The sequence below is a fragment of the Roseibium sp. genome, from assembly GCF_051016195.1.
Lineage (GTDB): Bacteria > Pseudomonadota > Alphaproteobacteria > Rhizobiales > Stappiaceae > Roseibium.
Genome location: NZ_CP134616.1, coordinates 2,524,704 through 2,547,480, shown reverse-complemented (window position 1 = coordinate 2,547,480; position 22,777 = coordinate 2,524,704). Strand labels below are relative to the sequence as shown.

The 22,777-nt window shown below is 59.4% G+C and carries 18 protein-coding genes, 1 tRNA gene and 1 riboswitch; of the genes, 5 read left to right on the top strand and 14 right to left on the bottom strand.

The window, feature by feature from the left end; genetic code table 11:
* The first annotated feature begins 54 nt into the window (after positions 1 to 54).
* Complete coding sequence (locus RDA78_RS11820) at positions 55 to 831, top strand: DeoR/GlpR family DNA-binding transcription regulator (protein ID WP_434055502.1); 777 nt, start codon at positions 55 to 57, stop codon at positions 829 to 831.
* A 156-nt stretch (positions 832 to 987) separates the two neighbouring features.
* On the top strand, positions 988 to 1,800 hold the full coding sequence (locus tag RDA78_RS11815) for a sulfotransferase family protein (RefSeq protein WP_434055501.1): 813 nt from the start codon (positions 988 to 990) through the stop codon (positions 1,798 to 1,800).
* A 21-nt stretch (positions 1,801 to 1,821) separates the two neighbouring features.
* Here RDA78_RS11815 and RDA78_RS11810 read toward each other — a convergent pair.
* Together RDA78_RS11810 and RDA78_RS11805 are read right to left on the bottom strand one after the other, a co-directional pair.
* A tRNA-Glu gene (locus tag RDA78_RS11810) sits at positions 1,822 to 1,897 on the bottom strand.
* Between the two features lie 156 nt (positions 1,898 to 2,053).
* Positions 2,054 to 2,410 carry a hypothetical protein gene (locus RDA78_RS11805; RefSeq protein WP_434055500.1) on the bottom strand — a complete coding sequence of 119 codons (357 nt, stop codon included), beginning with the start codon at positions 2,408 to 2,410 and terminating at the stop codon, positions 2,054 to 2,056.
* Here RDA78_RS11805 and RDA78_RS11800 point away from each other — a divergent pair.
* Together RDA78_RS11800 and rpoH are read left to right on the top strand one after the other, a co-directional pair.
* On the top strand, positions 2,409 to 3,434 hold the full coding sequence (locus RDA78_RS11800; protein WP_434055499.1) for an RluA family pseudouridine synthase: 1,026 nt from the start codon (positions 2,409 to 2,411) through the stop codon (positions 3,432 to 3,434). The two genes, RDA78_RS11805 and RDA78_RS11800, sit on opposite strands and share 2 nt — an antisense overlap.
* A gap of 176 nt (positions 3,435 to 3,610) precedes the next feature.
* The gene (rpoH, locus tag RDA78_RS11795) at positions 3,611 to 4,501 is read left to right on the top strand and encodes an RNA polymerase sigma factor RpoH (protein ID WP_434055498.1); all 891 of its coding nucleotides are present in this window, start codon (positions 3,611 to 3,613) and stop codon (positions 4,499 to 4,501) included.
* A gap of 103 nt (positions 4,502 to 4,604) precedes the next feature.
* Here rpoH and RDA78_RS11790 read toward each other — a convergent pair whose 3' ends face one another.
* The 5 genes from RDA78_RS11790 to RDA78_RS11770 form a co-directional block, all read right to left on the bottom strand.
* Entirely contained in the window at positions 4,605 to 5,546 is a 942-nt protein-coding gene (locus RDA78_RS11790; RefSeq protein ID WP_434055497.1) for an ABC transporter substrate-binding protein, read from the bottom strand.
* 26 nt (positions 5,547 to 5,572) lie between these two features.
* Positions 5,573 to 6,334, bottom strand: coding sequence for an ABC transporter permease (locus RDA78_RS11785; protein ID WP_434055496.1), 762 nt, complete (start codon positions 6,332 to 6,334; stop codon positions 5,573 to 5,575).
* A gap of 224 nt (positions 6,335 to 6,558) precedes the next feature.
* A riboswitch (TPP riboswitch) is annotated at positions 6,559 to 6,665 on the bottom strand.
* A 63-nt stretch (positions 6,666 to 6,728) separates the two neighbouring features.
* Positions 6,729 to 8,507: a hypothetical protein gene (locus RDA78_RS11780; protein WP_434055495.1), complete on the bottom strand. Its 1,779-nt coding sequence runs from the start codon at positions 8,505 to 8,507 to the stop codon at positions 6,729 to 6,731.
* A 245-nt stretch (positions 8,508 to 8,752) separates the two neighbouring features.
* Positions 8,753 to 10,045: an adenylosuccinate synthase gene (locus RDA78_RS11775; RefSeq protein ID WP_434055494.1), complete on the bottom strand. Its 1,293-nt coding sequence runs from the start codon at positions 10,043 to 10,045 to the stop codon at positions 8,753 to 8,755.
* 196 nt (positions 10,046 to 10,241) lie between these two features.
* Positions 10,242 to 11,513, bottom strand: coding sequence for an MFS transporter (locus RDA78_RS11770; protein WP_434055493.1), 1,272 nt, complete (start codon positions 11,511 to 11,513; stop codon positions 10,242 to 10,244).
* A gap of 168 nt (positions 11,514 to 11,681) precedes the next feature.
* On the opposite strand from RDA78_RS11770, the gene RDA78_RS11765 reads away from it, so the two are divergent.
* Positions 11,682 to 12,593, top strand: a complete 912-nt coding sequence (locus tag RDA78_RS11765) for a DMT family transporter (RefSeq protein ID WP_434055492.1) — start codon at positions 11,682 to 11,684, stop codon at positions 12,591 to 12,593.
* A gap of 117 nt (positions 12,594 to 12,710) precedes the next feature.
* Here the strand turns inward: RDA78_RS11765 and serA are convergent, their stop codons facing one another.
* From serA to ybgF, 7 genes are all read right to left on the bottom strand, one after another.
* Positions 12,711 to 14,297: a phosphoglycerate dehydrogenase gene (gene serA, locus RDA78_RS11760; protein ID WP_434055491.1), complete on the bottom strand. Its 1,587-nt coding sequence runs from the start codon at positions 14,295 to 14,297 to the stop codon at positions 12,711 to 12,713.
* 76 nt (positions 14,298 to 14,373) lie between these two features.
* Positions 14,374 to 15,552, bottom strand: a complete 1,179-nt coding sequence (locus RDA78_RS11755; protein ID WP_434055490.1) for a phosphoserine transaminase — start codon at positions 15,550 to 15,552, stop codon at positions 14,374 to 14,376.
* 155 nt (positions 15,553 to 15,707) lie between these two features.
* Positions 15,708 to 16,520, bottom strand: coding sequence for an outer membrane protein (locus RDA78_RS11750; protein WP_434055489.1), 813 nt, complete (start codon positions 16,518 to 16,520; stop codon positions 15,708 to 15,710).
* Between the two features lie 218 nt (positions 16,521 to 16,738).
* Positions 16,739 to 18,082 (bottom strand): phosphoglucosamine mutase, encoded by a 1,344-nt coding sequence (gene glmM, locus RDA78_RS11745; protein WP_434055488.1) that lies wholly within the window; start codon positions 18,080 to 18,082, stop codon positions 16,739 to 16,741.
* 175 nt (positions 18,083 to 18,257) lie between these two features.
* On the bottom strand, positions 18,258 to 20,174 hold the full coding sequence (ftsH, locus tag RDA78_RS11740) for an ATP-dependent zinc metalloprotease FtsH (protein ID WP_434055487.1): 1,917 nt from the start codon (positions 20,172 to 20,174) through the stop codon (positions 18,258 to 18,260).
* A gap of 180 nt (positions 20,175 to 20,354) precedes the next feature.
* Entirely contained in the window at positions 20,355 to 21,719 is a 1,365-nt protein-coding gene (gene tilS, locus RDA78_RS11735) for a tRNA lysidine(34) synthetase TilS (RefSeq protein ID WP_434055486.1), read from the bottom strand.
* A complete protein-coding gene (gene ybgF, locus RDA78_RS11730; RefSeq protein WP_434055485.1) occupies positions 21,703 to 22,665 on the bottom strand; it encodes a tol-pal system protein YbgF in 963 nt (320 codons plus the stop codon). The genes tilS and ybgF overlap by 17 nt, the downstream gene beginning before the upstream one ends.
* Between the last annotated feature and the right edge of the window lie 112 nt (positions 22,666 to 22,777).

The window sequence follows — 22,777 nt, the reverse complement described above, 5'->3', positions numbered from 1 at the left end:
CGCGAGCGCGGGGTTGCGCGGCGCTCCGATCCTTCCTCTGAAAGCCTTCCTTGAATGCTGATTGAACGTCACAATGCAATCCTTGAACTTGCGCGGCAGATGGGGCGCGTGAGTGTTGACGATCTGGCACAACGGTTCGACGTCAGCCCCCAAACCATTCGCAAGGACCTGAACGAACTCTGCGAACGGCGCCTGCTTGCCAGAACGCATGGCGGCGCGCTTCTGTCCTCTGGCATCGAAAATGTCGGCTATGAAGCCAGAAGGATCATTTCCAGCAAGGAAAAGGCGGATATTGGAGAAAGCGTCGCCGCGCTCATCCCGGACAACACGTCCATCTTCATCAATATCGGCACGACCACGGAAGCCGTCGCCCAGGCCCTGCTGCAACACCGCGGGCTGATGGTGATCACGAACAACATCAATGTTGCCAGTCTGATGCGCGGCTATTCCCAGATCGAAGTGGTCATTGCGGGCGGTGTGCTGCGCCATTCGGACGGCGGCATCGTCGGTGAGGCGGCGGTCGACTTCATGCGCCAGTTCAAGGTCGATTTTGCGGTTATCGGCGCATCGGCCGTCGATCCGGACGGATCTCTGCTCGACTACGATTACCGCGAGGTCAAGGTCACCAAGATCATCATGGACAACGCGCGCCACGTGATTCTCGCAGCCGACAGCACAAAATTCGAGCGGACGGCCCCGGTGCGTGTCGGGCATCTTTCTCAGGTCACGACGTTCGTGACCGACTATTGCCCGGATCCGAATTTCGCTAGGATCGCGCGCGACGCCGAAGTCAAGCTGATCGAAACGGGACAACAGCCTCCGCAGACGTGACGCTTGCCGGGCGATTGAAATCGCGGCGCTTCGTGTCGGCTTGAGCGGGCGGCAAAGTAGAAACTGTCGGAGGAAACGCTGACCCAGGAAGACAACCCTTCGGTACATGCAGCCTCGGCTGCCGGCCAAATCGTTTTCCTGCTGTCGCCGGTCGGCATGTCCGGATCCAACTACATTCGCAACCTTATCGTCTCGGCCGGGCTATGTGTTCCCCCGGCGCATCCCGTCCTAAGACGGGAAGACTGGTTTCTTCACGGATCCGACCATCTTCAAAGCTACGTATCATCGCTTGCGCACCACTGGACGAACGCAAGTGACGGTTCCCAATCAGGAGAGATAGATGCAACCAAGGCCGAAATTCTTCGGGGGTTCGGCGAGGCTCTCGCCCGGCTCGTGGCGACCGGGGACGACAAGCCAACCATTCTAAAAACGCCCAGCACGGAGAACCTTGAAAATCTCGAAATCATGTTTCCCGGCGCGAAAGTAATCTTTCTCATCCGCGACGGCAGGGACACGTGTTTTTCAAGGATCAGGGCCGGCTATGACAGGCACCTGGAAGAAAGCGCCCGCCTCTGGGCCGCAAGAACAAGGCATATGCTGCATCACTGCGACCGGCTCCAGAAACGCGGCGGCGCGAGCGAACGCTTCTGGGTCCGCTACGAGGATGCCGTTAAATCACCGGACAGCGAATTGGACCGGATCTCCGCCTATCTGGAAACGCGACGCGACGCCTCCATTGATGTGGATGCATCAAGCCTGCCGGTATTTGGGTCATCCGAGTTCGGACACGGCGAAACCGGTGGCTTCACCAAGGTAACCATTGCGCGTCCGGACAACTTCAATCCCGTCGGCCGCTGGCGCAGGTGGCCGAGGGTGACCCGTGAAATGTTTCATGAAATCGCGGGACGTGAGCTGATCGAACTGGGCTATGAAACCGGCAGTTCCTGGTGCACCGCACCAGACGGATGAAACTGCTCCTGGGGAAGAAAGTGGCACGCCCAACGGGACTCGAACCCGTGTTTCCGCCGTGAAAGGGCGGCGTCCTAGACCGCTAGACGATGGGCGCGCAATGGCTCGAAACGTGTCTGCATCAAACCAAGGTCCGTGCGTATAAGGCGGTGCGTCCAAAGACGCAACCCCTTTTTTCGCTTTGCTGTTGCACGTCCCGGTTTTTCCGGCATTCGCCATGAATGACGATCACCCTGCCTTTGCTTTCGGTTGTTTATCGCGCGACAAAGTCCGTGCGGCCGATCTGTTTGCCGCTCACCGGATCCATGCGAAGCAGCGCCGTTTTGCTTCCCTCGCGGATCAGAACGAAGATGACACCGTCGGAAACCGTTGCCTGAAGCACGTCTGCGTCCGGACCAACAACGATCGTCGACGCGAACGGATCTTGCGAAATATCGGTCTCGTCGGTGTTGATCTTGTAGAGAATTGCTGCAAAGACAGCGAACAAGCCAGCGAACATGATCAGGGACGAACCGAAAAGCAAACGCTTCAGTCTTGCCTGGATGCGTTCAGCAGCCGGATCGAGTGGCGGTTCATTCTGGTCCTCGTCCCGAAAATCAGGGTGTGACATGACAGATGTTTCCCATGAAGATCCGGTCGATCCCGACACGGATTTCAGATTGACAGTAGATGCAGCCGATGCCGGGGGACGGCTGGATGCGGTTCTGGCAGCGCATCTTGACGCGCTAAGCCGCAACAGGATCCAGTCCCTCATCAAATCCGGAGACGTCACCGTCGGCGGCGCGAAAGTAGTGGAACCGAAATTCCGGGTCAATGAAGGAGATGCGCTCGCATTGACGCTCCCCGAACCAGAAGATCCCGAACCGAAGGGCGAGAACATTCCCATTAGTGTCGTCCATGAGGACGAACATCTGATTGTCGTCGACAAACCGGCAGGGCTTGTCGTCCATCCGGGCGCAGGAAACTGGACCGGCACGCTCGTAAACGCCCTGATCCATCATTGCGGCGACAGCCTGTCCGGCATTGGAGGTGTCAGGCGCCCGGGGATCGTGCACCGGATCGACAAGGACACCTCCGGTCTGCTGGTCGTGGCGAAAACCGATCAGGCCCATCAGGGGCTGGCAGCCCAGTTCGCGGATCATGGCCGCAGCGGACCGCTCGAACGTGCCTATTCCGCGATTGTCTGGGGAGCCCCCTCCAGCCTGAAAGGCACGATCGACGCCAATCTCGCCCGCTCTCAGAGTAACCGGCAGAAAATGGCGGTCGTCAAGACCAGCGGCCGGCATGCGGTCACGCACTGGCAGGTCAGGGAACGTTTTGGTCCGGCGGAACAGGCGGATCTGGCGTCGTTGATGGAATGCCGCCTGGAAACCGGCCGAACGCATCAGATCCGCGTTCACATGGCCCATATCGGACATCCCCTTATCGGGGACGAGGATTACGGCTCAGGCTTCAAAACAAAGATAAATCGCCTGCAGGACCCTCTCAAATCCGTCGTATCCGGGTTCGGCAGGCAGGCGCTTCATGCCGGTTTGCTGGCATTCGAGCATCCTGCAAGCGGCGCTACGCTGCGCTTCGAAAGCAAGTATCCTGCTGATTTTGAAAAGCTTTTATCTTCGTTACAAAAATTTTAGGACGCATTTGCGCAAACTTGCCATGCAATCGGCAATTTCCAACCTATATTAGAATCTCTTGTGTGCCTTTAACGGACACGATTCCGCGTCCGCCTTTCCTCTGACATGGAGTGCTTGCGTAAACCGGAGCAGCGGGAGGAGGGGAGGATGCGACATGACGAAAGGGGGTGCATGATATGGCCCAGAACGTACCTACTCTCACAGCCGGGGAAGGTGGCCTCAGCCGCTACCTGGATGAGATTCGTAAGTTTCCCATGCTGCAGCCGCAGGAAGAGTACATGCTCGCCAAGCGCTACAAGGAGCATGAAGACCCCGCAGCTGCAGAACGCCTCGTAAATTCCCACCTTCGACTGGTCGCGAAGATAGCCATGGGCTATCGCGGCTATGGCTTGCCGATCGGCGAAGTCGTGTCGGAAGGCAATGTCGGCCTGATGCAGGCAGTCAAGCGTTTCGAACCCGACAAAGGGTTCCGCCTGGCAACTTACGCCATGTGGTGGATCAAGGCAGCCATCCAGGAATACATCCTGAGATCGTGGTCGCTGGTCAAGATGGGTACGACAGCCAACCAGAAGCGCCTGTTCTTCAACCTGCGCCGGCTGAAAGGCAAGATCCAGGCTCTCGATGAAGGCGATCTGAAGCCGGATCAGGTCAAGGAGATCGCAACCCGCCTTGGTGTATCCGAGGAAGAAGTGGTGTCCATGAACCGCCGACTTGGCGGCGATGCCAGCCTCAACGCGCCTGTTCGCGCTGAAGCAGACGCCGGCGAGTGGCAGGACTGGCTCGTTGACGAAAGCGACAGTCAGGAGACCCTGCTGGCCAACCAGGAAGAACTGGACATGCGCCGCAAGCTTCTGAGCGACGCAATGGACGTGCTCAACGAGCGCGAACGCCGCATCTTCGAAGCCCGCCGCCTGGCGGAAGACCCGATGACGCTGGAAGATCTTTCCGGTGAATTTGGTGTCAGCCGCGAACGCGTGCGCCAGATCGAGGTCCGCGCCTTCGAAAAGGTTCAAAAGGCGGTGCGCAACAACGCGCGGGCGCAGGAACACCAACAGCCCGTCGCCTGACGGAGCGAATAGCTGAACTGACAAAAAACGCCGGGGCAGAGCTCCGGCGTTTTTGCTTTTTACGAGCGGTCCGGTTGGGGACTGAACCGGTCCCGCTTTCTTGCTATCTGATCTCGACGGCGTAAGTCTCGACCGGAACCACCTTGCTGATCAGCCCGGCCTCCGCCATGAATTCCGCAAAGCGCTGATACCGCCCTTCGTCAAGACTTGCAGGACGCTTGGCAAAACGCGGCAGCGTGTCTGCCCAGGCCCGTTTGTTCAGTTCGTCATTCAGCTCCGGATAGGCCTCGATAAAGGCATCCCAGGCATCATCGGGATGATTGGTGAGATAGACGGTGGCCGCCTCGATGGCTGCCAGGAACCTCGCGAAACGCGGATCGCCCGTCTTGTCCTTGTTCACGACATAGATGAGTTCATCAAAAATCGGCACGCCGTTTTCTTCGGGATAGAAGGCAATGCCCTTCTTGCCCTCGATTTCAAGCTGCGTGAGCTCGAAATTGCGGTAGGCGCCGATAACCGCATCCACCTGGCCTGACATGAGCGCGGGTGACAACGAGAAATTCACGTTGATCAACTCGACATCATCAACGCCCAGACCAACGGATTTCAGCATTTGCCCGAGCATGGCGTCCTCGAACCCTGAAACCGAATACCCGATCGTTTTTCCTTTCAGGTCTTCGAGCTTCTTGATCGGCCCGTCCTCCAGCACGATCAGGGAATTGAGGGGTGTTTCCACCAGTGTCCCGATCCAGGCGACCGGGAGGCCTTCCTCGATCTGCGCATGCAGTGTGGGCTGATAGGAAATCGCGATATCGCCCTGCCCGGCCGCAACCAATTTGGGCGGCATGGCCGGGTCTGCCGGTTCGATCAACTCGACCTCAAGGCCTTCTGCTTCAAAAAAGCCCTTCGTTTGCGCGGTGATCACCGGCGCGTGGTCCGGATTGGTGAACCAGTCGAGCAGGACGGTCAATTTGTCCGCGGCCTGGACCGGTGCGCTTGCAAGCAGACCGGCTGCAAGAGCCAATGACAGGACTTTGTTTTTCATTCATTCCTCCATCCAGGAAAAGGCAGTCAATTTTCGACCTGCCATGGGACAATCATTCGGGCAAACGCATCGGCCGCGGCCCGCAGGAGCAAAACCATCACGGCCAGCAGAATGAGGGCTGCGAAGGTTTCATCGGTCTTCACGCGCGCATTGCTGTGCAGCATGACAAACGCCAACCCTCCCTTTGCGCCGACCCATTCGCCGACAATCGCGCCGATCGGCGCGAACACCGCCGCGATGCGAATGCCTGAGGCAAGCGCGGGCAGGGCCGCGGGAAGGCGCAACATCCAAAGCTCGGAAAATCGGGGCAAGCGGTAAAGGCGGGCAAGATCGACCAGGCCCGGATCCATCCTGCGCAGACCGTCATACATGGTTGACGTCACCGCGAAGAAGATGACGAGAACTGCCATCACGATCTTCGAGGCCAGGCCCCATCCAAGCCAAAGCACGAGGATCGGTGCGATCGCGAACACCGGCAGAGACTGCGTCACCAGGATCAGCGGCAGGAGCGCGGGCCGTGTGACGGGAAATGTCCATAAAAGGATCGCACTCGACGCGCCGGCAAGGACACCGAGTACGAGGCCCAGCACCGTCTCATAGGCGGTGATACCGGCGTGGTGCAGAAAGAAACCGGGCTTTGACGCAAAGGCCGTCCAGACCCTTTCCGGGCCGGGCAGCATATAGGGCTCTATGTCCAGCGCCCGGACAAGCATCGCCCATAGCAAGACGCAGACGATCAAGCCGATTGCAGCCTTGCCGCTCTTGAACAGGACAGCCTTCACGCGCATGCTCCTCGTGAGAGAGCTCTTGCGGTGGCGGCAGTATCAACAGCACGGCACTGACAAAAAGCCAGATCTGAACACATCAAAGGATCTCCCGTCTCGGAACCGGCACCTCTCGCAACCCACGTGGCACGAGACGTTCCTGTCCCTGAGCGGTGTCAGGCAGGCAACAGATCTGATGCGATCATGCGTCTGCCGACACAGCCGAAACTGACATTGGAGATCCGGGAATAGGCTAAGGATTCCGTCCCTTCGCCGGCATGACCCGGATCAGGTTCTAAGGGTTCGGCGCTAGACCATCTCAGTTCCGGAAACCGGAACACCCCTCGGACCAAGACGGAACATGCCTTGCCGGATTGGAAAAGGCAAGCCGTCAATACAGCTTTTGTGGAGGCAGACCCTACCCCGCCTGCCAGGCGGCGACGGCCCGTTCAACGGCGTCCGAACCATCTGAGCCCTTTTCAAGGGTCAGAATGCCGCGCTTGCCGTTTTCGTAGAGCATGGGGATATCGATCCAGCCGCGCTCACGCAGCAGGTTCAGATTGCGCAGCTGCTCGTTTGGCAGGTTCGACAAGGCAATCCAGAAAAAGCCCGGCTGAACCTTGACGGATGCACCAATCAGGGCGTCGCCCCGCGCTTCCTCCGTCGGCTTCATGACGAGACCTGGAACATTCACGACGTCACCGGCGGCAAAGCTCTCCGGGAAATCATACTTGATTTCCACGAGATGACTCGCAGGAAGCGACGTGTCTTCATTCGGCTTGATGCGAATGTCGACTTTCACATCCCGCTCGGGAATATCGATCGATGCGGTCAGAACGGATTGCTGCTGTCCGTCGAGATCCGTCTCTTCGGCCACGCCCCAGACCACGGCACCCTGAGAAGCGGTTCCTGCGCCGCCTGCATCTTCGCCTTCTTCGTAGAGGATCGAACGCTGCGCGCCATCGCCGGCCGGAGACGCCTGCTGTTGCGAATCGACCGCCGCAACATCGCTCTGTTGGGCAGCTTGCGGAGCCTCGGTTCCCGGGCTGGCAGGCGCTGCGGCTTCCGGCTGCACGGGAACGGGTTGGACAAGTGCCGGAACCTGCTGGTTACCAGCGGTTATCGCCGGTTCGGCCGGCGCGGGCACGGGTTCGTTGGATTCTGGATTGATTGTCGTCGTCGTTACCGTTCTGGCATCGGGTGCAATAACTTCATCGTCGCCGGCGTCAAACAGTCGATCGGTGTTCTTGGCCGCCGAATCCGCATCTGAATTCGTTGCCGGAGCCGGTTCGGAAGATGCAGCGTCGGTCTGTGACGCGTCGGTTGATTGCGCTTCGCTCGGGCTGGCCTGCTCCCGGTTGGCCGAAATCAGGTTGTCGAGCGGCAGGAAGAAATATGCGCCGGCTCCCAGAAGGACAATCAATGCAACAACCGCGAGCGATATCGGCATAATGCGGCTGGACGACGAACCACCCTTCAAGGCGTCAGATGCACGGGGACGTTCGCGTTTTGCGCGGGCCTTGGGTTCCGGCGCCGCATCCGGCTCATCGGCATAGAGCGGCGGTTCGTCGGAGTTCACAGCGTCAGCGGCGTTTTCGGACGGCACCTTCTCTGCTGGTGGCTCATCCGCAAAAACCGGCTCCTGTCGCGGCTCGGGAGCGGGCGGCGCTGCGCTTGCCTCCGTCGTCTCGACGGCTTCCTTCGCGTTCTGGACAGCCTGATTGGCGGCGGAGCCGAGGGATTCGGCTTCCGACAATGTCTCCTTCAGGGGAGAGGGGATGTCTTCCGCATCAGCCCTGTCTGCCGCGGGCTTGTGATCGCCGGTTTCCGGCTCGGGCCGCATCTCGGCTTCCGCTTCTGCGGGTGCAGGCGGTTCGACTTCCACCGGCGCAGGTTCAGCGGGCGCGTTCTCGGGCGTTTCGACAGGAGGCGGCGGCGGTGTCGCTGGAGTAGCGGCGACGGCCGCGGGCGTCAGGCCGAGGCTTTCCCGTGCGGCTTCCGCTTCAACTTTACGGATCGCTTCTTCCAGCCGGAGTTGTTCGGCCGTGATCTCGGATGGTGACAGGGGTGGTTCGTAGGCTTTAAGCTGATTGACGATAGCATTGCGTGCCCGGCTGTAAACACTCCGGCGCGCGGCACCGTTGCTTTCCGGCAAAGACGCGATCGTTTTCTTCAGTATTGAATAGTAATCAGCCATCTTCCTGCCTACAGGCCACTTGCATGATTCATTTCCGCTGGCCCATTCACTTCAGGCTTATAGCAAGTTTTTGAAGACCAATGCCAATTCTTCATACTTGCACGAACTGAAAACCATGCTCGGCTTTATTCTATCACAGTCTGCAGGACGCATTTTGACGATGCGTCCGGGCACTCATTTGTTGCGAACGGTGATTCGCAGTTTTGTTTCAGCCAATTGATATTGACCGCGTTCAGCCACAGATCTCAATCCTGGAAAGGATTCTGCACAAGAATTGTGTCATCTCTCTCAGGGCTGGTGGACAGCAAGGCGACCGGTGCACCGATCAGTTCCTCGACGTGTCGTACATACTTGATCGCCTGTGCCGGCAACTCACCCCATGTCCTGGCACCTTCCGTGGATTCTTTCCAGCCCGGCAGCGATTCGTAAATCGGAACGACCCTTTCCTGTGCGCCCTGCGAAGCGGGCAGATAGTCGATCCGTTCGCCGTCAAGCTCATAGCCGATGCAGATCTTGATCTCATCAAGTCCGTCAAGAACGTCAAGTTTCGTCAGGGCGATGCCATTGATGCCGGACGTGCACACGGTCTGTCGGACGAGAACCGCGTCGAACCAGCCGCACCGGCGGCGGCGGCCGGTCACGGTCCCGAATTCATGGCCCCGGGTCCCGAGAAACTCGCCGACCTCGTTCTCCTGTTCCGTCGGGAAAGGACCCTCACCAACACGCGTCGTATACGCCTTGGTGATCCCGAGCACAAAGTCGACGGAACCCGGCCCGAGGCCGCAGCCGGTCGCGGCCTGGCCCGCGACGGTGTTTGAAGACGTGACAAAGGGATACGTGCCGTGATCAATGTCCAGCAGCGCTCCCTGCGCTCCTTCAAACAGGATACGCTTCCCTTTGCGGCGCAGGTCGTCAAGCAGATACCAGACCTTGTCCATATAGGGCAGGACCTTGTCTGCCACGCTCGCAAGTTCATCGTATATCGCCTGGGCCGAGACTTCGTCCTGACCAAGCCCGCGGCGCAGCGCGTTGTGATGGGTCAAGAGACGGTCGATTTTCGCCGGCAGCGTCGTCAAATTCTTCAGATCCATCAGCCGGATCGCGCGGCGTCCAACCTTGTCCTCGTAGGCGGGACCGATCCCGCGCTTGGTCGTTCCGATCCGGGTGCCGGTGTTGGAGTTTTCTCGCAGCGCGTCCAGCTCCCTGTGGAGCGACAAAATGAGTGTCGCGTTTTCAGCAACCCGCAGAGTTTCGGGCGTCACGACAACACCCTGACCGGCCAGTCGTTCGACTTCTTCGGCAAGCGCATGCGGATCCAGCACGACACCGTTTCCAATGACGGACAGTTTGTCGGGCCGCGCAACACCTGATGGCAACAGCGACAGCTTGTAGCTCACGCCGTCAATGACGAGCGTGTGCCCGGCATTGTGTCCGCCCTGGAACCTTACGATGACATCAGCCTGCTCCGACAGCCAGTCGACAATCTTGCCTTTGCCTTCATCACCCCATTGCGAACCGACAACAACCACATTCGCCATCTATTTTTTGCTCTCCTGAAAGCAGATTTTTTACCACCGGAGCCTGTCCGGCGTGCCAACACGACAAGCCCCGGCAAACAGACCGGGGCAAACGGCGCGGACTATAGACAGGTTTGTTCGCGCATGCGAGTCCGCGCAGGCAGTTTCTACCGTGCCAACGTGTATTCAAACATCGCTTATAAACGCATCTTTGGCGTTATTTGGGCGCAGACCCGTTTTCGTCGGGCTTTTCGCCCCGTGCAAGCCTGTTCATCATCGGCGACGTTCTGAGCAACCACACGAAACGGCGCCTTTGATCGGCGGGGACTGCATCACGGCTGAACATGCGGACAATGACAAAAAGAACCAGCATGAGATGCAGTGTCGCGGTGTAGACGAAAAAGGATGCCGGACCGAACGCTCCCATGAGCAGGGAGGCTACAAAAGGTCCGATCATCGCCCCTGTGCCGAAGGCGAGCATGATCCCGGCGGCAACATCGATGAACTGACCGGGCTTCGCGTGATCGTTACCGTGCGCAGCCGAAAGCGAGTAGAGCGGCAGCGCAAATCCGCCGAAGAAAAAGACGCCGATGAACAGCTCGGTTTGGGTCATTGACCGCGCGATGAAGAGACAGGCGGCACCTGCACCGATCGTGAAGGCGATCAGAACGAACCTGCGGTCAACCCGGTCCGACACCCAACCGGCCGGATACTGAAAGATTGCGCCCGCAAAGACCCAGATTGCGATGAAGGCCGCGACTGTCTCGAGCCCGAGACCGATACTTTCAGCGTAGATCGGTCCGATCATGCGGAAAGCGCCGTTTGTGAGGCCGATGGTGAAGATGCCGACGATGGCAACCGGCGAGACCCTCCACAGCATCAACGGGTTGACGAGCCTTGCAGGCGGCGCAGGCGGATTGCCGCCGCGCGCAAGCGAAATCGGCACAACAGCAAAACAGAACAGGACGGCGAGCACCATCAGGATGTCCGGACCGGTTGCCCCGAACACAGGAAGTATGAATTGCCCGCCCATGACCGCACCCAGATCCACGATCCTGTAGATTGACAGAATTCGTCCGCGCGACGTATTCGACGCGATCGAGTTGAGCCAGCTTTCCAGCACCATGGCCGTGCCGCAGAAGGCAGCCCCGCTGACGAACCTCGCGATCATCCATGGCCAGCCGGCAGGTGCGAAGGCAAGCGCAAGCACGGCAATTGCGCTGATGGATGCAAGGGCGGCGAAAACCCGGATGTGGCCCGCCCGGGCAATCAGGAACGGGGCAAGAAGAACGCCGGAAATGAGCCCTGCAAAATAGAGCGATCCCAGAAGACCGATGCTTGTGTCCGGAAGCCCTTCGACACGGGCACGTACGGCAATCATCGTCATCGACAGACCGTTGGCCCCCAAAAGGCAGGCTGCCGCGATCAGCAATGGATAAAGCCGCCCGGCTTGGGGCGGGGTATCGGTGGGTGTGTCGGTCTGCGTCATCGGAAAGATCGTTCCTGAGGCTGCCGGATACGGCAGAAGACATCTGCCTACATTGCCGAACTGGAACCGTGGCGCAAGCCACTCAGCTGCGAACCGCTCGTTTTTCGGGTGTTTGTCGGCGCACCGCCGTGATAACCGGTCTGCAATGCAAGAGGGAACGATAGATCAATGTCACTTCGAAACTGGATCATGCTGGCAGTGCTGGGCGCCATCTGGGGCGGATCTTTCCTCTTCGCGAAAGTTGCCGTCGCTGAAATTCCGCCATTTGTTCTTGTTTTCCTGCGCGTTTCCAGCGCGTGTGCCGTGCTGCTCATCGTCCTCTGGCATCAGAAGCTGCTCGGCCAGTTGAAACCGGGACTTGCCCTGCCCTTCCTTGTCATGGGCCTCCTCAACAATGCCGTGCCCTTTTCGCTTCTATTTCTGGGACAGACGGAAATCGGCGCAGGGCTTGCCTCGATCCTGAACGCAACCACCCCCATCTTCACGGTGATCGTCGCCGGGCTCCTCACCGGGCAGGAAAGCCTGCAGATGAACAAGATCGCCGGTGTTCTTCTCGGTGTCGCAGGCGTCGCGATCATGTTGTCCAGCAGCCTGTCCGGTGTTGCGAACGATCCTGTCTGGGCACAGCTCAGCTGTCTCGGCGCTGCCGTGTCCTACGCCTGCGCAGCCACATACGCACGCCGCTTCAAAGGCGTCCGCCCCCAGGTTTCGGCAACCGGACAGTTGCTCGGATCAAGCCTGATCATGTTGCCAATCGCGCTTTACTCTGGAACCGGCTGGAGTGTTTCCGGAACAAGCATGACCGCCTGGGCGAATGTCGCAGCTCTCGGCATCATCGCAACGGCTCTCGCCTACCTGATCTATTTCCAGCTTTTGGCGGATGCCGGCGCTACCAACGCCTCGCTGGTCACCCTGATCGTGCCGGCCAGTGCCCTCCTGTTCGGATGGCTGATCCTGGGGGAAAACCTCAGCGCGCTGCAACTGGCCGGCTTCGCGGTCCTTCTGATTGGCCTCGTCGCACTGGACGGAAGAGTTTTCCGGCGAACGAACCCGGCATCCGCCAAGGGAGAGCGGACCTAGAGTGTCCTCCACGCGTGCCGTCCGTCACTGGCCGGCAACACGCACCGCAAAACCAGAAGCGACAAGGCCCGGACCCGGGCCTTGTCATCGTCTGCAGCGTGTAAACGCAGTCAGTGCTTAGAACCTGAGATCTTTCACCTGCTTGACGTGGGAGACCGCCTCCAGGCGTTTCATCACCCCGGCGTCAACCTTTCCATCCACTTCCACAAGGCAGATGGCGTCAGCGCCCGGGGCCTGTCTGCCGAGATTGAAGGTGGCGATGTTGACGCCGCTGTTTCCGAGTTCCATGCCGAGTTGGCCGATGAAGCCCGGCTTGTCCTCATTGGTGATGTAAAGCATGTGTTCGCCGAGTTCAGCTTCCATGTTGATGCCTTTCACCTGGATAATGCGCGGTTTTCCGTCTGCGAAAACGGTTCCGGCCACCGAGCGTTCCTGCCGTTCGGTGATGACCGTCAGGCGGATATAGGTCTCGTAGGCGCCCTGCTTGTCCCTGCGGATCTCTTCAACCTTGATGCCGCGGTCCTTTGCCAGGATCGGAGCCGAGACCATGTTCACCGTCTGTAGCAGCGGTGTCAGAAGACCGGTGATTGCCGCAGCCGTCAGCGCCTGGACATTCATCTCGCCAACCGCCCCTGCGTACTCGATCTTGACGCCTTCGATACCGGTTTCGGTCAACTGCCCTGCAAAGGAACCGAGCTGTTCGGCAAGGCGCACGAAAGGCGCAAGCTTGGGTGCTTCCTCTGCGCTGATCGAGGGCATGTTGAGCGCGTTGCGCACGGCCCCGTCCACCAGGTAGTCGCACATCTGCTCGGCAACCTGCAGCGCCACGTTTTCCTGTGCTTCTGACGTGGACGCGCCAAGATGCGGGGTCGAAACGAAATTCGGCGCCCCGAACAGGATGTTTTCGCGCGCGGGCTCATCCACGAAAACATCGAAAGCGGCGCCGGCCAGCTTACCTTCGTCCAGTGCCTGTCTGACAGCCGTTTCATCCGCCAGACCGCCGCGGGCGCAGTTGATCAGGTAGGCTCCGGTGCGCATCTTCGAAATCGCACCGGCATCGATGATGTTCCGCGTCTTGTCGGTGAGCGGCGTATGCAGCGTGATGAAGTCGGAACGGGCGAAGAGATCATCCAGCTCCACTTTTTCCACTCCGAGAGAAACGGCCCGTTCCGGCGTCAGGAACGGATCGTAGGCCACGACCTTCATTCTCAGGCCGATCGCCCGGTCCGCAACGATCGAACCGATATTGCCACAGCCGACGAGACCAAGCGTCTTGCCCGTTAGTTCGCGCCCCATGAAGCGCGACTTTTCCCACTTTCCAGCCTGTGTGGATGCATCGGCTGCAGGGATCTGGCGGGCCACGGCCATCATCATCGAGATCGCATGTTCGGCCGTCGTGATCGCGTTGCCGAACGGCGTGTTCATCACGATAATGCCGCGCGCCGTTGCCTTGGGTATGTCGACATTGTCGACGCCGATACCGGCGCGGCCGATGACCTTGAGGTTGTCCGCAGCTGCGATGATCTTTTCGGTCACCTTGGTCGCGGAGCGGATCGCCAGTCCGTCATACTGTCCGATGATCTCGAGCAGCTTTTCCTTGTCCTTACCAACGTCCGGCAGGAAATCGACATCCAGGCCGCGATCCTTGAAGATCTGTACGGCAGCGGGCGAGAGCTTGTCTGAAATAAGTACCTTGGGAGCCATGTTGACGTCTCCTTGAATGCAAGTAACGGCCGGGCAGCTTGCCGCCCGGAGGTGGGTGTCATGTACGGAGACGTGTTCAGGCGGCCTGTGACAGGTTCGCTTTTTCGCTGGCATGGGCCCAGTCGAGCCATGCAGTCAGCGCTTTCAGATCAGTGGCTTCGATCGTCGCGCCAGCCCAGATCCTGAGGCCCGACGGGGCATCGCGATACGCACCGATATCAAACGCGACTCCTTCCCGGTCGAGACAGGCCGCAACCGCCTTTGCAAACGCGGCTTGCCCGGCATCGTCAAGGGCAAGGATGTCGGGATCGGTTATCTTCAGACAGACCGAGGTGTTCGAAAGTGTGGCCGGATCGGAAGCCAGGAAGTCGGCCCAGCCGGACGTTTCCACCCAGTCGGCGATAACCCGAAGATTGGCGTCCGCGCGTGCTTTCAAGCCGGCGAGGCCACCGATCCGTCCGGCCCAGTTCAATGCATCGATGTAATCCTCGACGCAGAGCATGGACGGCGTGTTGATCGTCTCGCCCCTGAATACGCCCTCGATCAGCTTTCCGCCTTTTGTCAGGCGGAAGATTTTCGGCAACGGCCAGGCAGGCGTGTAGGTTTCAAGACGTTCCACGGCCTTCGGGCTCAGGATCAGCACGCCATGCGCCGCTTCCCCGCCGAGTACCTTCTGCCAGGAGAAGGTCACCACATCGAGCTTGTCGAAGGGCAGATCCTGGGCGAAGGCGGCGGAGGTGGCATCACATATTGTCAGGCCTTGCCTGTCGGCAGGGATCCAGTCGCCGCTCGGAACGCGAACGCCCGAGGTCGTCCCGTTCCAGGTGAACACGACATCCTTGGAGAAGTCGACGGTCGCAAGGTCGGGCAGTTCGCCATAGGCAGCCTCCAGAACCCTTGCGTCTTCAAGTCTCAGCTGTTTCACCACATCCGTGACCCAGCCCTTGCCGAAGCTTTCCCAGGCCAGCATCTCGACGCCTCGCGCGCCGAGCATCGACCAGAGCGCCATTTCGACCGCGCCCGTGTCGGATGCAGGCACGATGCCGATCCTGTAGTCTTCTGGAACCTCGAGCACCTTCCTGGTGAGGTCGATCGCCTCGGCCAGTTTTGCCTTGCCGGGCTTCGCACGGTGCGAACGGCCCAGTGGCGCATCAGCAAGACCCTCCAGCGACCAGCCGGGTCGTTTGGAGCAGGGTCCGGATGAAAAATGGGGATTGGCCGGACGCACGTCCGGCTTTGCGGCAAGCTCAGTCATATCTGTCTACCCTCGCAGATAGTTGCCCCTCGTTGGGGAGGGGTGTCCCACCTGCGGGAATAGAACGTTAAGGCGTCCGGGTCAATTCACTTCCCGGTAAAACGCAAAATGGCCGGTCATTGAGACCGGCCATTGGAAGTTCGATGCAACCCTGATCAGAAGTTGCTGCTGATCGGAGCCTTGTCGTAATAGACCGGTGCCGCTGCATGCGTCGAGTTGAAGGTATAGCGCACACCGAGGCGGAGTTCGTGAGCGGTGAGGTCATCCCATTCAATCCGGGTCTCGCCTGTCCCGGCATCATGCAACACGACAGTTTTGGCATCGCCAAGGTCGCGATACTGGTAGCCGGCATCGATGGCCCAGTTGTCGGTGATCGCGTAGGACGCGCCGGCCATCAGCGCCCATGCAAAGTTCCACTCGCTGTTCTGACCGTCATAGTTCGACCGGCCGGTTCCGCCCGGGTTGATGGAATAGGTGCTGTCTGTCCGCACGTATGCCGCACCGATACCCGCGCCAACATATGGCGTGATCCTGTTCCACGTTCCCAGGTCGACATAACCGTTGACCATGAACGTCCAGACATCGATATCGGTGAATTCTTCCGAGAAACCGCCTGTACAGGTGCCGCAGACGGCATAGCCTTTGACGCTTGCCGGTGTCTCGTAGTCGATGGTCAGGTCTGTCCGCAGATACCGGTTCCACTTGTAACCGACACCGGCGCCGATCATCCAGGCATCGTCCATCGACTCGCGCTGGAAGCGCAGGTCGCCAATGACAGGGTCGTTGAAGCTGCCATTCGGAGAATTGTAGAATTTGTAGCCGATATCGCCGCGCAGGTACCAGCCACCGACAGCAGGCACTTCCGGGATATGCTCGATGACCGGGGTCGGCAGATCCGCGGCAAAGCCCGTTGTGGAAAGCGCGACTGCAAAGCCGGTCAAAGACAACCGTTTGAAAAATGATTTCATGTCCTCGTCCTCTTCCAGTGAGCGTCCGCTTTATGATTGCCGGACACATCAAACTTGAAAGCATACTGACGTGAATTCATTAAGGGTGGCTTAACTCTGTTCTTTAACCGTGTTTTTTTACCTTAACAAAGTCTTAACGCCAAAAGACAACACGATTGCACGCTGCGAAGTTCGGGATCGCAATCGTGGATCAACTTGAAAAGACTGGAGTTTTATCTTCAGGCAGCGACGGTCGCGACAACGCCCGCAATGTCATTTACGACCTGTTTCACAAGCTCAGCGTCGTCCCCTTCCGCCATGACACGGATAAGAGGTTCCGTTCCCGAGGCACGGATCACGAGACGGCCCGAGGTGCCGAGCCGTGCTTCGCCATCCTCAATGGCCGTACGGACACGTTCCTGCTCCAGAGGCTTGCCGCTGCTGTAGCGGACGTTTTTGAGGATCTGCGGAACAGGTTCGAAACGGCGGCATACCTGGGAGACGGGTTTGTCCTGATCCTTGACGCAGGCCAGCACCTGAAGCGCAGCAATCAGGCCGTCGCCCGTGGTTGCGAAATCCGAAAGGACAATGTGACCAGACTGTTCGCCGCCGACGTTGAAGCCGTTGGCACGCATGTGTTCGACAACGTATCTGTCACCGACCCTGGTGCGCGCAAGGTCAAGGCCAATGCTTCCCAGGTACCGTTCCAGTCCGAGATTGGACATCACCGTGGCGACGATTCCCGAACCGGACAGCCGCTCATTGGCCTGCCAGGATTGCGCAACGACCGCCATAAGCTGATCGCCATCCACTTCCTGACCGTTTTCATCAACGATGATGACACGGTCCGCGTCACCGTCGAGCGCAATGCCGATATCGGCACGCACCTCGTGAACCTTCTTTGAAAGCGCGTCGGTGGACGTGGAGCCGCACTCCTTGTTGATGTTGAACCCATCCGGTGTCACGCCCATGGAAATGACATCGGCACCAAGTTCCCACAAGGCTTCAGGCGCCACCTTGTAAGCTGCCCCGTTGGCACAGTCGATCACGACCCGAAGACCCTCAAGACTCATTTCCCGAGGCAGGGTTCTCTTGGCAAATTCGATATAGCGCTGCTGCGCGCCGTCGATCCGTCTTGCCCGCCCGAGTTCACCCGGACCGGCGAGGACCGACGTGAGATCGCCTTCGATGAGGTCTTCGATCTTCCGTTCTATCGCGTCACTCAGCTTGAAGCCGTCCGGACCGAAAAACTTGATCCCGTTGTCATGGTAAGCATTGTGCGACGCGGAGATCATCACTCCGAGGTCGGTGCGGAGCGACCGGGTCAGCATTGCAACGGCTGGCGTCGGCATCGGGCCCAGCAGGAAGACATCCATGCCAACCGATGTGAAACCGGCAACCAGGGCGGTTTCGAGCATATATCCGGACAGGCGGGTATCCTTGCCGATGACAACCCGGTGCCGGTGGCGTCCGTTCTTGAACACAAGTCCTGCGGCCATGCCGACCTTGAGAGCCATTTCGGCGGTCATGGGGTAGGAGTTGGCTTGTCCGCGAATGCCGTCGGTACCGAAAAACTTGCGCATCTATCATGCCTATCTGAAATCGTCGTCTGCGCCCTTGTATCGCAATTATACCGGGGCGTTCTTCAAAATATGTGAGCAATTATTACTATTCACTGACGATCCACAAGCGTTCCCGAAACAAAACTGCCCGGCAGAGCCGGGCAGTCTCAGACAATGCTTGTGAAGCCGAACGTCCTCAGGAAGGCTGAGGCTCCATGCCGCCGCTCGGTTCGTCGCCGCCGCGCTTCGCCCCAGCGGTCGGAACCGCCGAGGAGCGGCCGATCGGTTGGTCGTCATCCGTGTCGCGGACCGGCGGCTTTCCGTCGAGAAGATCCTTGATCTCATCGCCGGACAGCGTCTCATATTCCAGGAGGCCCTTGGCGATCGTGTGAAGCTGGTCTTCATGATCCCGCAGGATCTTGTTCGCGGTTTCATAGCCCTGGTTGACGAAGGACTTGATCTCCGCGTCAACGATCTTCTGGGTCTCGTCGGACACGTTCTGGTTCTTGGCGACGGAATGTCCGAGGAAGACTTCTTCCTGGTTTTCGCCGTAGAGCAGCGGCCCGAGCTTGTCCGACATCCCGAACTGGGTAGCCATGGCGCGGGCGAGCTTGGTCGCCATCTGGATATCGCCCGAGGCGCCGGATGTAACCTTTTCGTAGCCGAAGATCATTTCTTCAGCGACGCGTCCGCCCATTGCCACGGCAAGATCGGCCTTGCACTTCGCACGTGTCAGAGAAACCTGATCCTTTTCAGGCAACCGCATCACCATGCCGAGCGCACGTCCGCGCGGAATAATGGTCGCCTTGTGGATCGGGTCCGATGCTTCCTGGTGCAGCGCGACCAGAGCATGGCCTGCCTCGTGGTAGGCTGTCAGCTTCTTCTCTTCCTCCGTCATGACGAGCGTGCGGCGTTCGGCACCCATCATTACCTTGTCCTTGGCATCTTCGAACTCCGCCATGGTCACAAGGCGTTTGGAGCGGCGGGCGGCCAGAAGTGCGGCCTCGTTCACCAGGTTCATGAGATCCGCGCCTGAGAAGCCGGGCGTACCGCGCGCAAGCGTCCTGACGTCAACATCGGGTGCAAGCGGAACCTTGCGCATGTGGACCTTGAGGATCTTCTCGCGGCCCGTGATATCCGGGTTCGGAACGACAATCTGACGGTCGAAGCGGCCCGGGCGCAGCAGGGCCGGGTCGAGAACGTCCGGACGGTTGGTCGCCGCGATGATGATGATGCCTTCGTTCGGCTCGAAGCCGTCCATTTCGACCAGCAACTGGTTGAGCGTCTGTTCGCGCTCATCGTTGCCGCCGCCAAGTCCGGCGCCACGATGGCGTCCGACCGCATCAATTTCGTCGATGAAGATGATGCATGGCGCGTTTTTCTTCGCCTGCTCGAACATGTCGCGCACACGCGATGCACCGACACCGACGAACATTTCGACGAAGTCAGAACCCGAGATCGTGAAGAACGGAACGTTTGCCTCACCTGCCACGGCACGCGCGGTCAGGGTCTTACCGGTTCCCGGAGGACCGACAAGCAGCACACCACGCGGGATACGGCCGCCAAGGCGCTGAAATTTCTGCGGGTCGCGCAGAAACTCGACGATCTCCTGCAGGTCTTCCTTGGCCTCGTCAATGCCCGCAACGTCTTCGAAAGTGACACGCCCGTGCGCTTCGGTCAGGAGCTTGGCCTTGGATTTGCCGAAACCCATCGCCTTGCCGCCGGAGCCCTGCATCTGGCGCATGACAAAAATCCAGATGCCGAGGATGATCAGCATTGGTAGCCACGAGAACAGGGCGCTGAGAAGCGGTGAATTCTCTGAAGGCGGGTTGGCCTTGATCAGAACGCCTTTGCCGCGCAGCTCGTCCACGTACTGCGCGCCGTCAGGCGCATAGGTCTGGAACGCACCACCGCTGTTATACAGTCCGGTGATTTTCTGTTCCTGGATCGTCACCGACCTGACTTCGCCGTTATCGACCTGCCTCATGAAGTCGGAATAAGCGATGTCGTTCGTTGCACCCTGCTGCGCAGGGCTTTGAAACAGCTGGAACAATGCGATCAACAAAAGGGCAATGATGACCCAAAGAGCAAAGTTGCGAAAATGTGCGTTCATTTCGTTCCCTTAACCGCCCAACGCGACTTACTGCACGCGGTTACATTTCTCTTAGAGCGAAGATAGGTCGCCCAAGGCCCGCTGCCAAGGCGGTGCGCCATAATGCGCATATGCGCTGACTAATTTGTTAAGCTCGGACCTCTATCAGAAGTTCGCGAAGAGGAAAACCGCAGAATCCCTTCAAACGTCCCCTTCATCGTCCCTGCCGTCCAATAATTTACCCCGGATCGGGACACGCTCCAAATCCAAGCTGCAGCTATGGTTATTTTCGCCAGTAGCCGTTTTTAGGCAGACCGGGTGTGCCAGGACCTGTCCTTGCGCATTCCATACGGCGGGCGAACACTCGAAGGCGGGTTTAGGCCATCCCTGTGGCCAGATAATGTCTTTTGACGTCACCGGCGCATGCATCAGCGGTCCGAGCCGCAATCCCTTGCCGCGCACATCCAAGAGACAGGGATCAGGCGCGTTGTAGCGATATCGATGATCCCACACCCCGGTACCGTCGACGTCCGACAGCGTTTCCGGCGGGAACCGCCCGGATTCGCGCCAGCACCACACAAACGTGCCGCCTGCCTCAAACACCGCACCGCACAGCGTCTGACGACCCGGCAAAGGCGAACAAAAGAGAGCGTCAAGGGCTTCGATCTGCTTGAGGCGTGGCTCCGGCCGGCGGCCGGTCACGGCCTGAACCATGTGGTTGAGCAGCCGCAGGCGCAGATCTTCCGGTACTTCCCGGTAGGAGCCGCGGTTCATGCGCGACGGGCCCGCAGGATGATTTTCCAGGACTCTGGCGGAAATGTCGTGCACCACGGCATCAAGCGCCTCACGGGACCGGCGCATCCGGCGTGCCGTTTCCGAAAGACGCTCTGCCGTCAGGCCTTCTTCCGCAAGCAGACCCATGATCCGCCGCAGTCTGCTTCTCTTGTATTTGGCGTCGTCGTTGGATGGGTCCTGGTACCAGCGGAGGCCGCGTTCACGTAAACTGGCTTCAAGCCGGTTCTTGCGCACGCCGAGAAACGGCCGCTGCAAACGCAGTCCCTCGGGTCCGCGGGTTTCGTCGGCCGACATGGCGCTCAGTCCGCTCACGCCGCTGCCGCGTGTCAGCCGATCCAGGAAGGTTTCGGCCTGATCGTCCAAGTGATGCGCAAGAACAAGTGCCTGTGCGCCGGTTTCGGCGATCCGCTCCGCCATGAGCCTGTAGCGCGCGCGCCGCGCTTCGTCTTGTATGTTGCTGTCCGGCTTGTTTCCCTCCCAGGACAGCGCCCTTGCGGCGAGGCCATGCTCATGGGCCATGCCGCAGACAAACCTGGCTTCCGCTGCACTTTCAGGACGCAGACCGTGATCGACCACGAGAACTTCCACGCTGCCGTCCCAGCAACTGCGCTGACGCCACTCGCTGAAGAGAACCAGCAGACAAAGGGAATCCGATCCGCCGGAGACAGCCAGCGAGAGATTTGAAAACGAATTCAGTCTTGAAAAAAGCGCATCGACCTCGTCAGCGGAAAGACCGCCGCCGTCACTGCCGATGTCAGGAACATTGTGCACGGACGCGTTCATCCCGTGCCTGAGACAGAACAGCCGGTGCCGCGTTGGGAAACTTGTTCAACAGTTCCGAAAAGGTCGCGCAGGCTGCATCGGACTCGCCAAGACCGCGCAGCGAAACACCGAGCTTCAGCAGGCTGTCCGGGCTTTTGTCATTGCCGGGGTAATCCGTGTAGGTCTTGAGGAAGGCATCGGCAGCGCCGCGATAATCCTGCTGCGCGAGGAGACTTTCGCCAAGCCAGTACTGTGCGTTCGCGACAAGGCCGCTGTCCGGATAGGTCTCGAGAAAAGTCCGAAACCCACGCTCTGCGCCCACATAGTCACCATTGACTGCCATGGAATAGGCTGCGTCATAATCGGAATTCGGATCACCGCTTCCGATAATACTGGCAATCGAGTCGTCTTCCGTTCCGATCGAGGGACCGGGAACGAGCTCTTGTCCGGTTCCCGGGATCGTTTCCAATCCGTTGGCGAGCGCGGACAGATCGATCGGTCCGTCGGTCGGCAGCCCGGGCTCCTCCTGATAACCTCCGCTCTGATCCCACGAGCCGTCGCCGGACCCGTTGGCGGGCAGCGTTGCAACACCGCCATTCGGGGCAACCAGTGTACCGGTCTGCGGTGTTCCGTCGGCTGCCAGACCGGGCGCAGTGCTGCCAGGCGCACCCGTTGGCGAGAACTCGGACCGCTTGCCGGGTGTCCCCCCTTCCAGTTGCTGGAAACGGTACTCGTTGTCTTCCTGCATGCGCCGCATCTGGTCCTGCATCTCGCGCATCTGGAAGGACAATTGTTCAATTTGTCCGGTCAGCGTGCGGATACGCTCTTCCAGTTGGCCGATCCTTACCGAGGAATCGTCCTTCTTCCGTCCGAACAGCTGGGCTTCAGACGGGCTCGCCGAGACAACCAGGGCAAGCATCACGAACATGCCTGCCAGTGCCTTGAATTTCTGCATTCGGTCCTCCGGGTCACAGATGCATCGATAAAGACTTGGCTTTGCCGCAGGTTTCGATCCCACGATCAAGCAACAGTCTCGCACAACCAAGTCTTAGCCATGCCCGGCTCTG

Bases quoted from the DNA above. Each gene is read 5' to 3' on its own strand.
- RDA78_RS11820 (WP_434055502.1), top strand. From the start codon at position 55: ATGCTGATTGAACGTCACAATGCAATCCTTGAACTTGCGCGGCAGATG.
- RDA78_RS11815 (WP_434055501.1), top strand. From the start codon at position 988: ATGTCCGGATCCAACTACATTCGCAACCTTATCGTCTCGGCCGGGCTA.
- RDA78_RS11800 (WP_434055499.1), top strand. From the start codon at position 2,409: ATGACAGATGTTTCCCATGAAGATCCGGTCGATCCCGACACGGATTTC.
- RDA78_RS11805 (WP_434055500.1), bottom strand. From the start codon at position 2,410: ATGTCACACCCTGATTTTCGGGACGAGGACCAGAATGAACCGCCACTC.
- rpoH (WP_434055498.1), top strand. From the start codon at position 3,611: ATGGCCCAGAACGTACCTACTCTCACAGCCGGGGAAGGTGGCCTCAGC.
- RDA78_RS11790 (WP_434055497.1), bottom strand. From the start codon at position 5,546: ATGAAAAACAAAGTCCTGTCATTGGCTCTTGCAGCCGGTCTGCTTGCA.
- RDA78_RS11785 (WP_434055496.1), bottom strand. From the start codon at position 6,334: ATGCGCGTGAAGGCTGTCCTGTTCAAGAGCGGCAAGGCTGCAATCGGC.
- RDA78_RS11780 (WP_434055495.1), bottom strand. From the start codon at position 8,507: ATGGCTGATTACTATTCAATACTGAAGAAAACGATCGCGTCTTTGCCG.
- RDA78_RS11775 (WP_434055494.1), bottom strand. From the start codon at position 10,045: ATGGCGAATGTGGTTGTTGTCGGTTCGCAATGGGGTGATGAAGGCAAA.
- RDA78_RS11770 (WP_434055493.1), bottom strand. From the start codon at position 11,513: ATGACGCAGACCGACACACCCACCGATACCCCGCCCCAAGCCGGGCGG.
- RDA78_RS11765 (WP_434055492.1), top strand. From the start codon at position 11,682: ATGTCACTTCGAAACTGGATCATGCTGGCAGTGCTGGGCGCCATCTGG.
- serA (WP_434055491.1), bottom strand. From the start codon at position 14,297: ATGGCTCCCAAGGTACTTATTTCAGACAAGCTCTCGCCCGCTGCCGTA.
- RDA78_RS11755 (WP_434055490.1), bottom strand. From the start codon at position 15,552: ATGACTGAGCTTGCCGCAAAGCCGGACGTGCGTCCGGCCAATCCCCAT.
- RDA78_RS11750 (WP_434055489.1), bottom strand. From the start codon at position 16,520: ATGAAATCATTTTTCAAACGGTTGTCTTTGACCGGCTTTGCAGTCGCG.
- glmM (WP_434055488.1), bottom strand. From the start codon at position 18,082: ATGCGCAAGTTTTTCGGTACCGACGGCATTCGCGGACAAGCCAACTCC.
- ftsH (WP_434055487.1), bottom strand. From the start codon at position 20,174: ATGAACGCACATTTTCGCAACTTTGCTCTTTGGGTCATCATTGCCCTT.
- ybgF (WP_434055485.1), bottom strand. From the start codon at position 22,665: ATGCAGAAATTCAAGGCACTGGCAGGCATGTTCGTGATGCTTGCCCTG.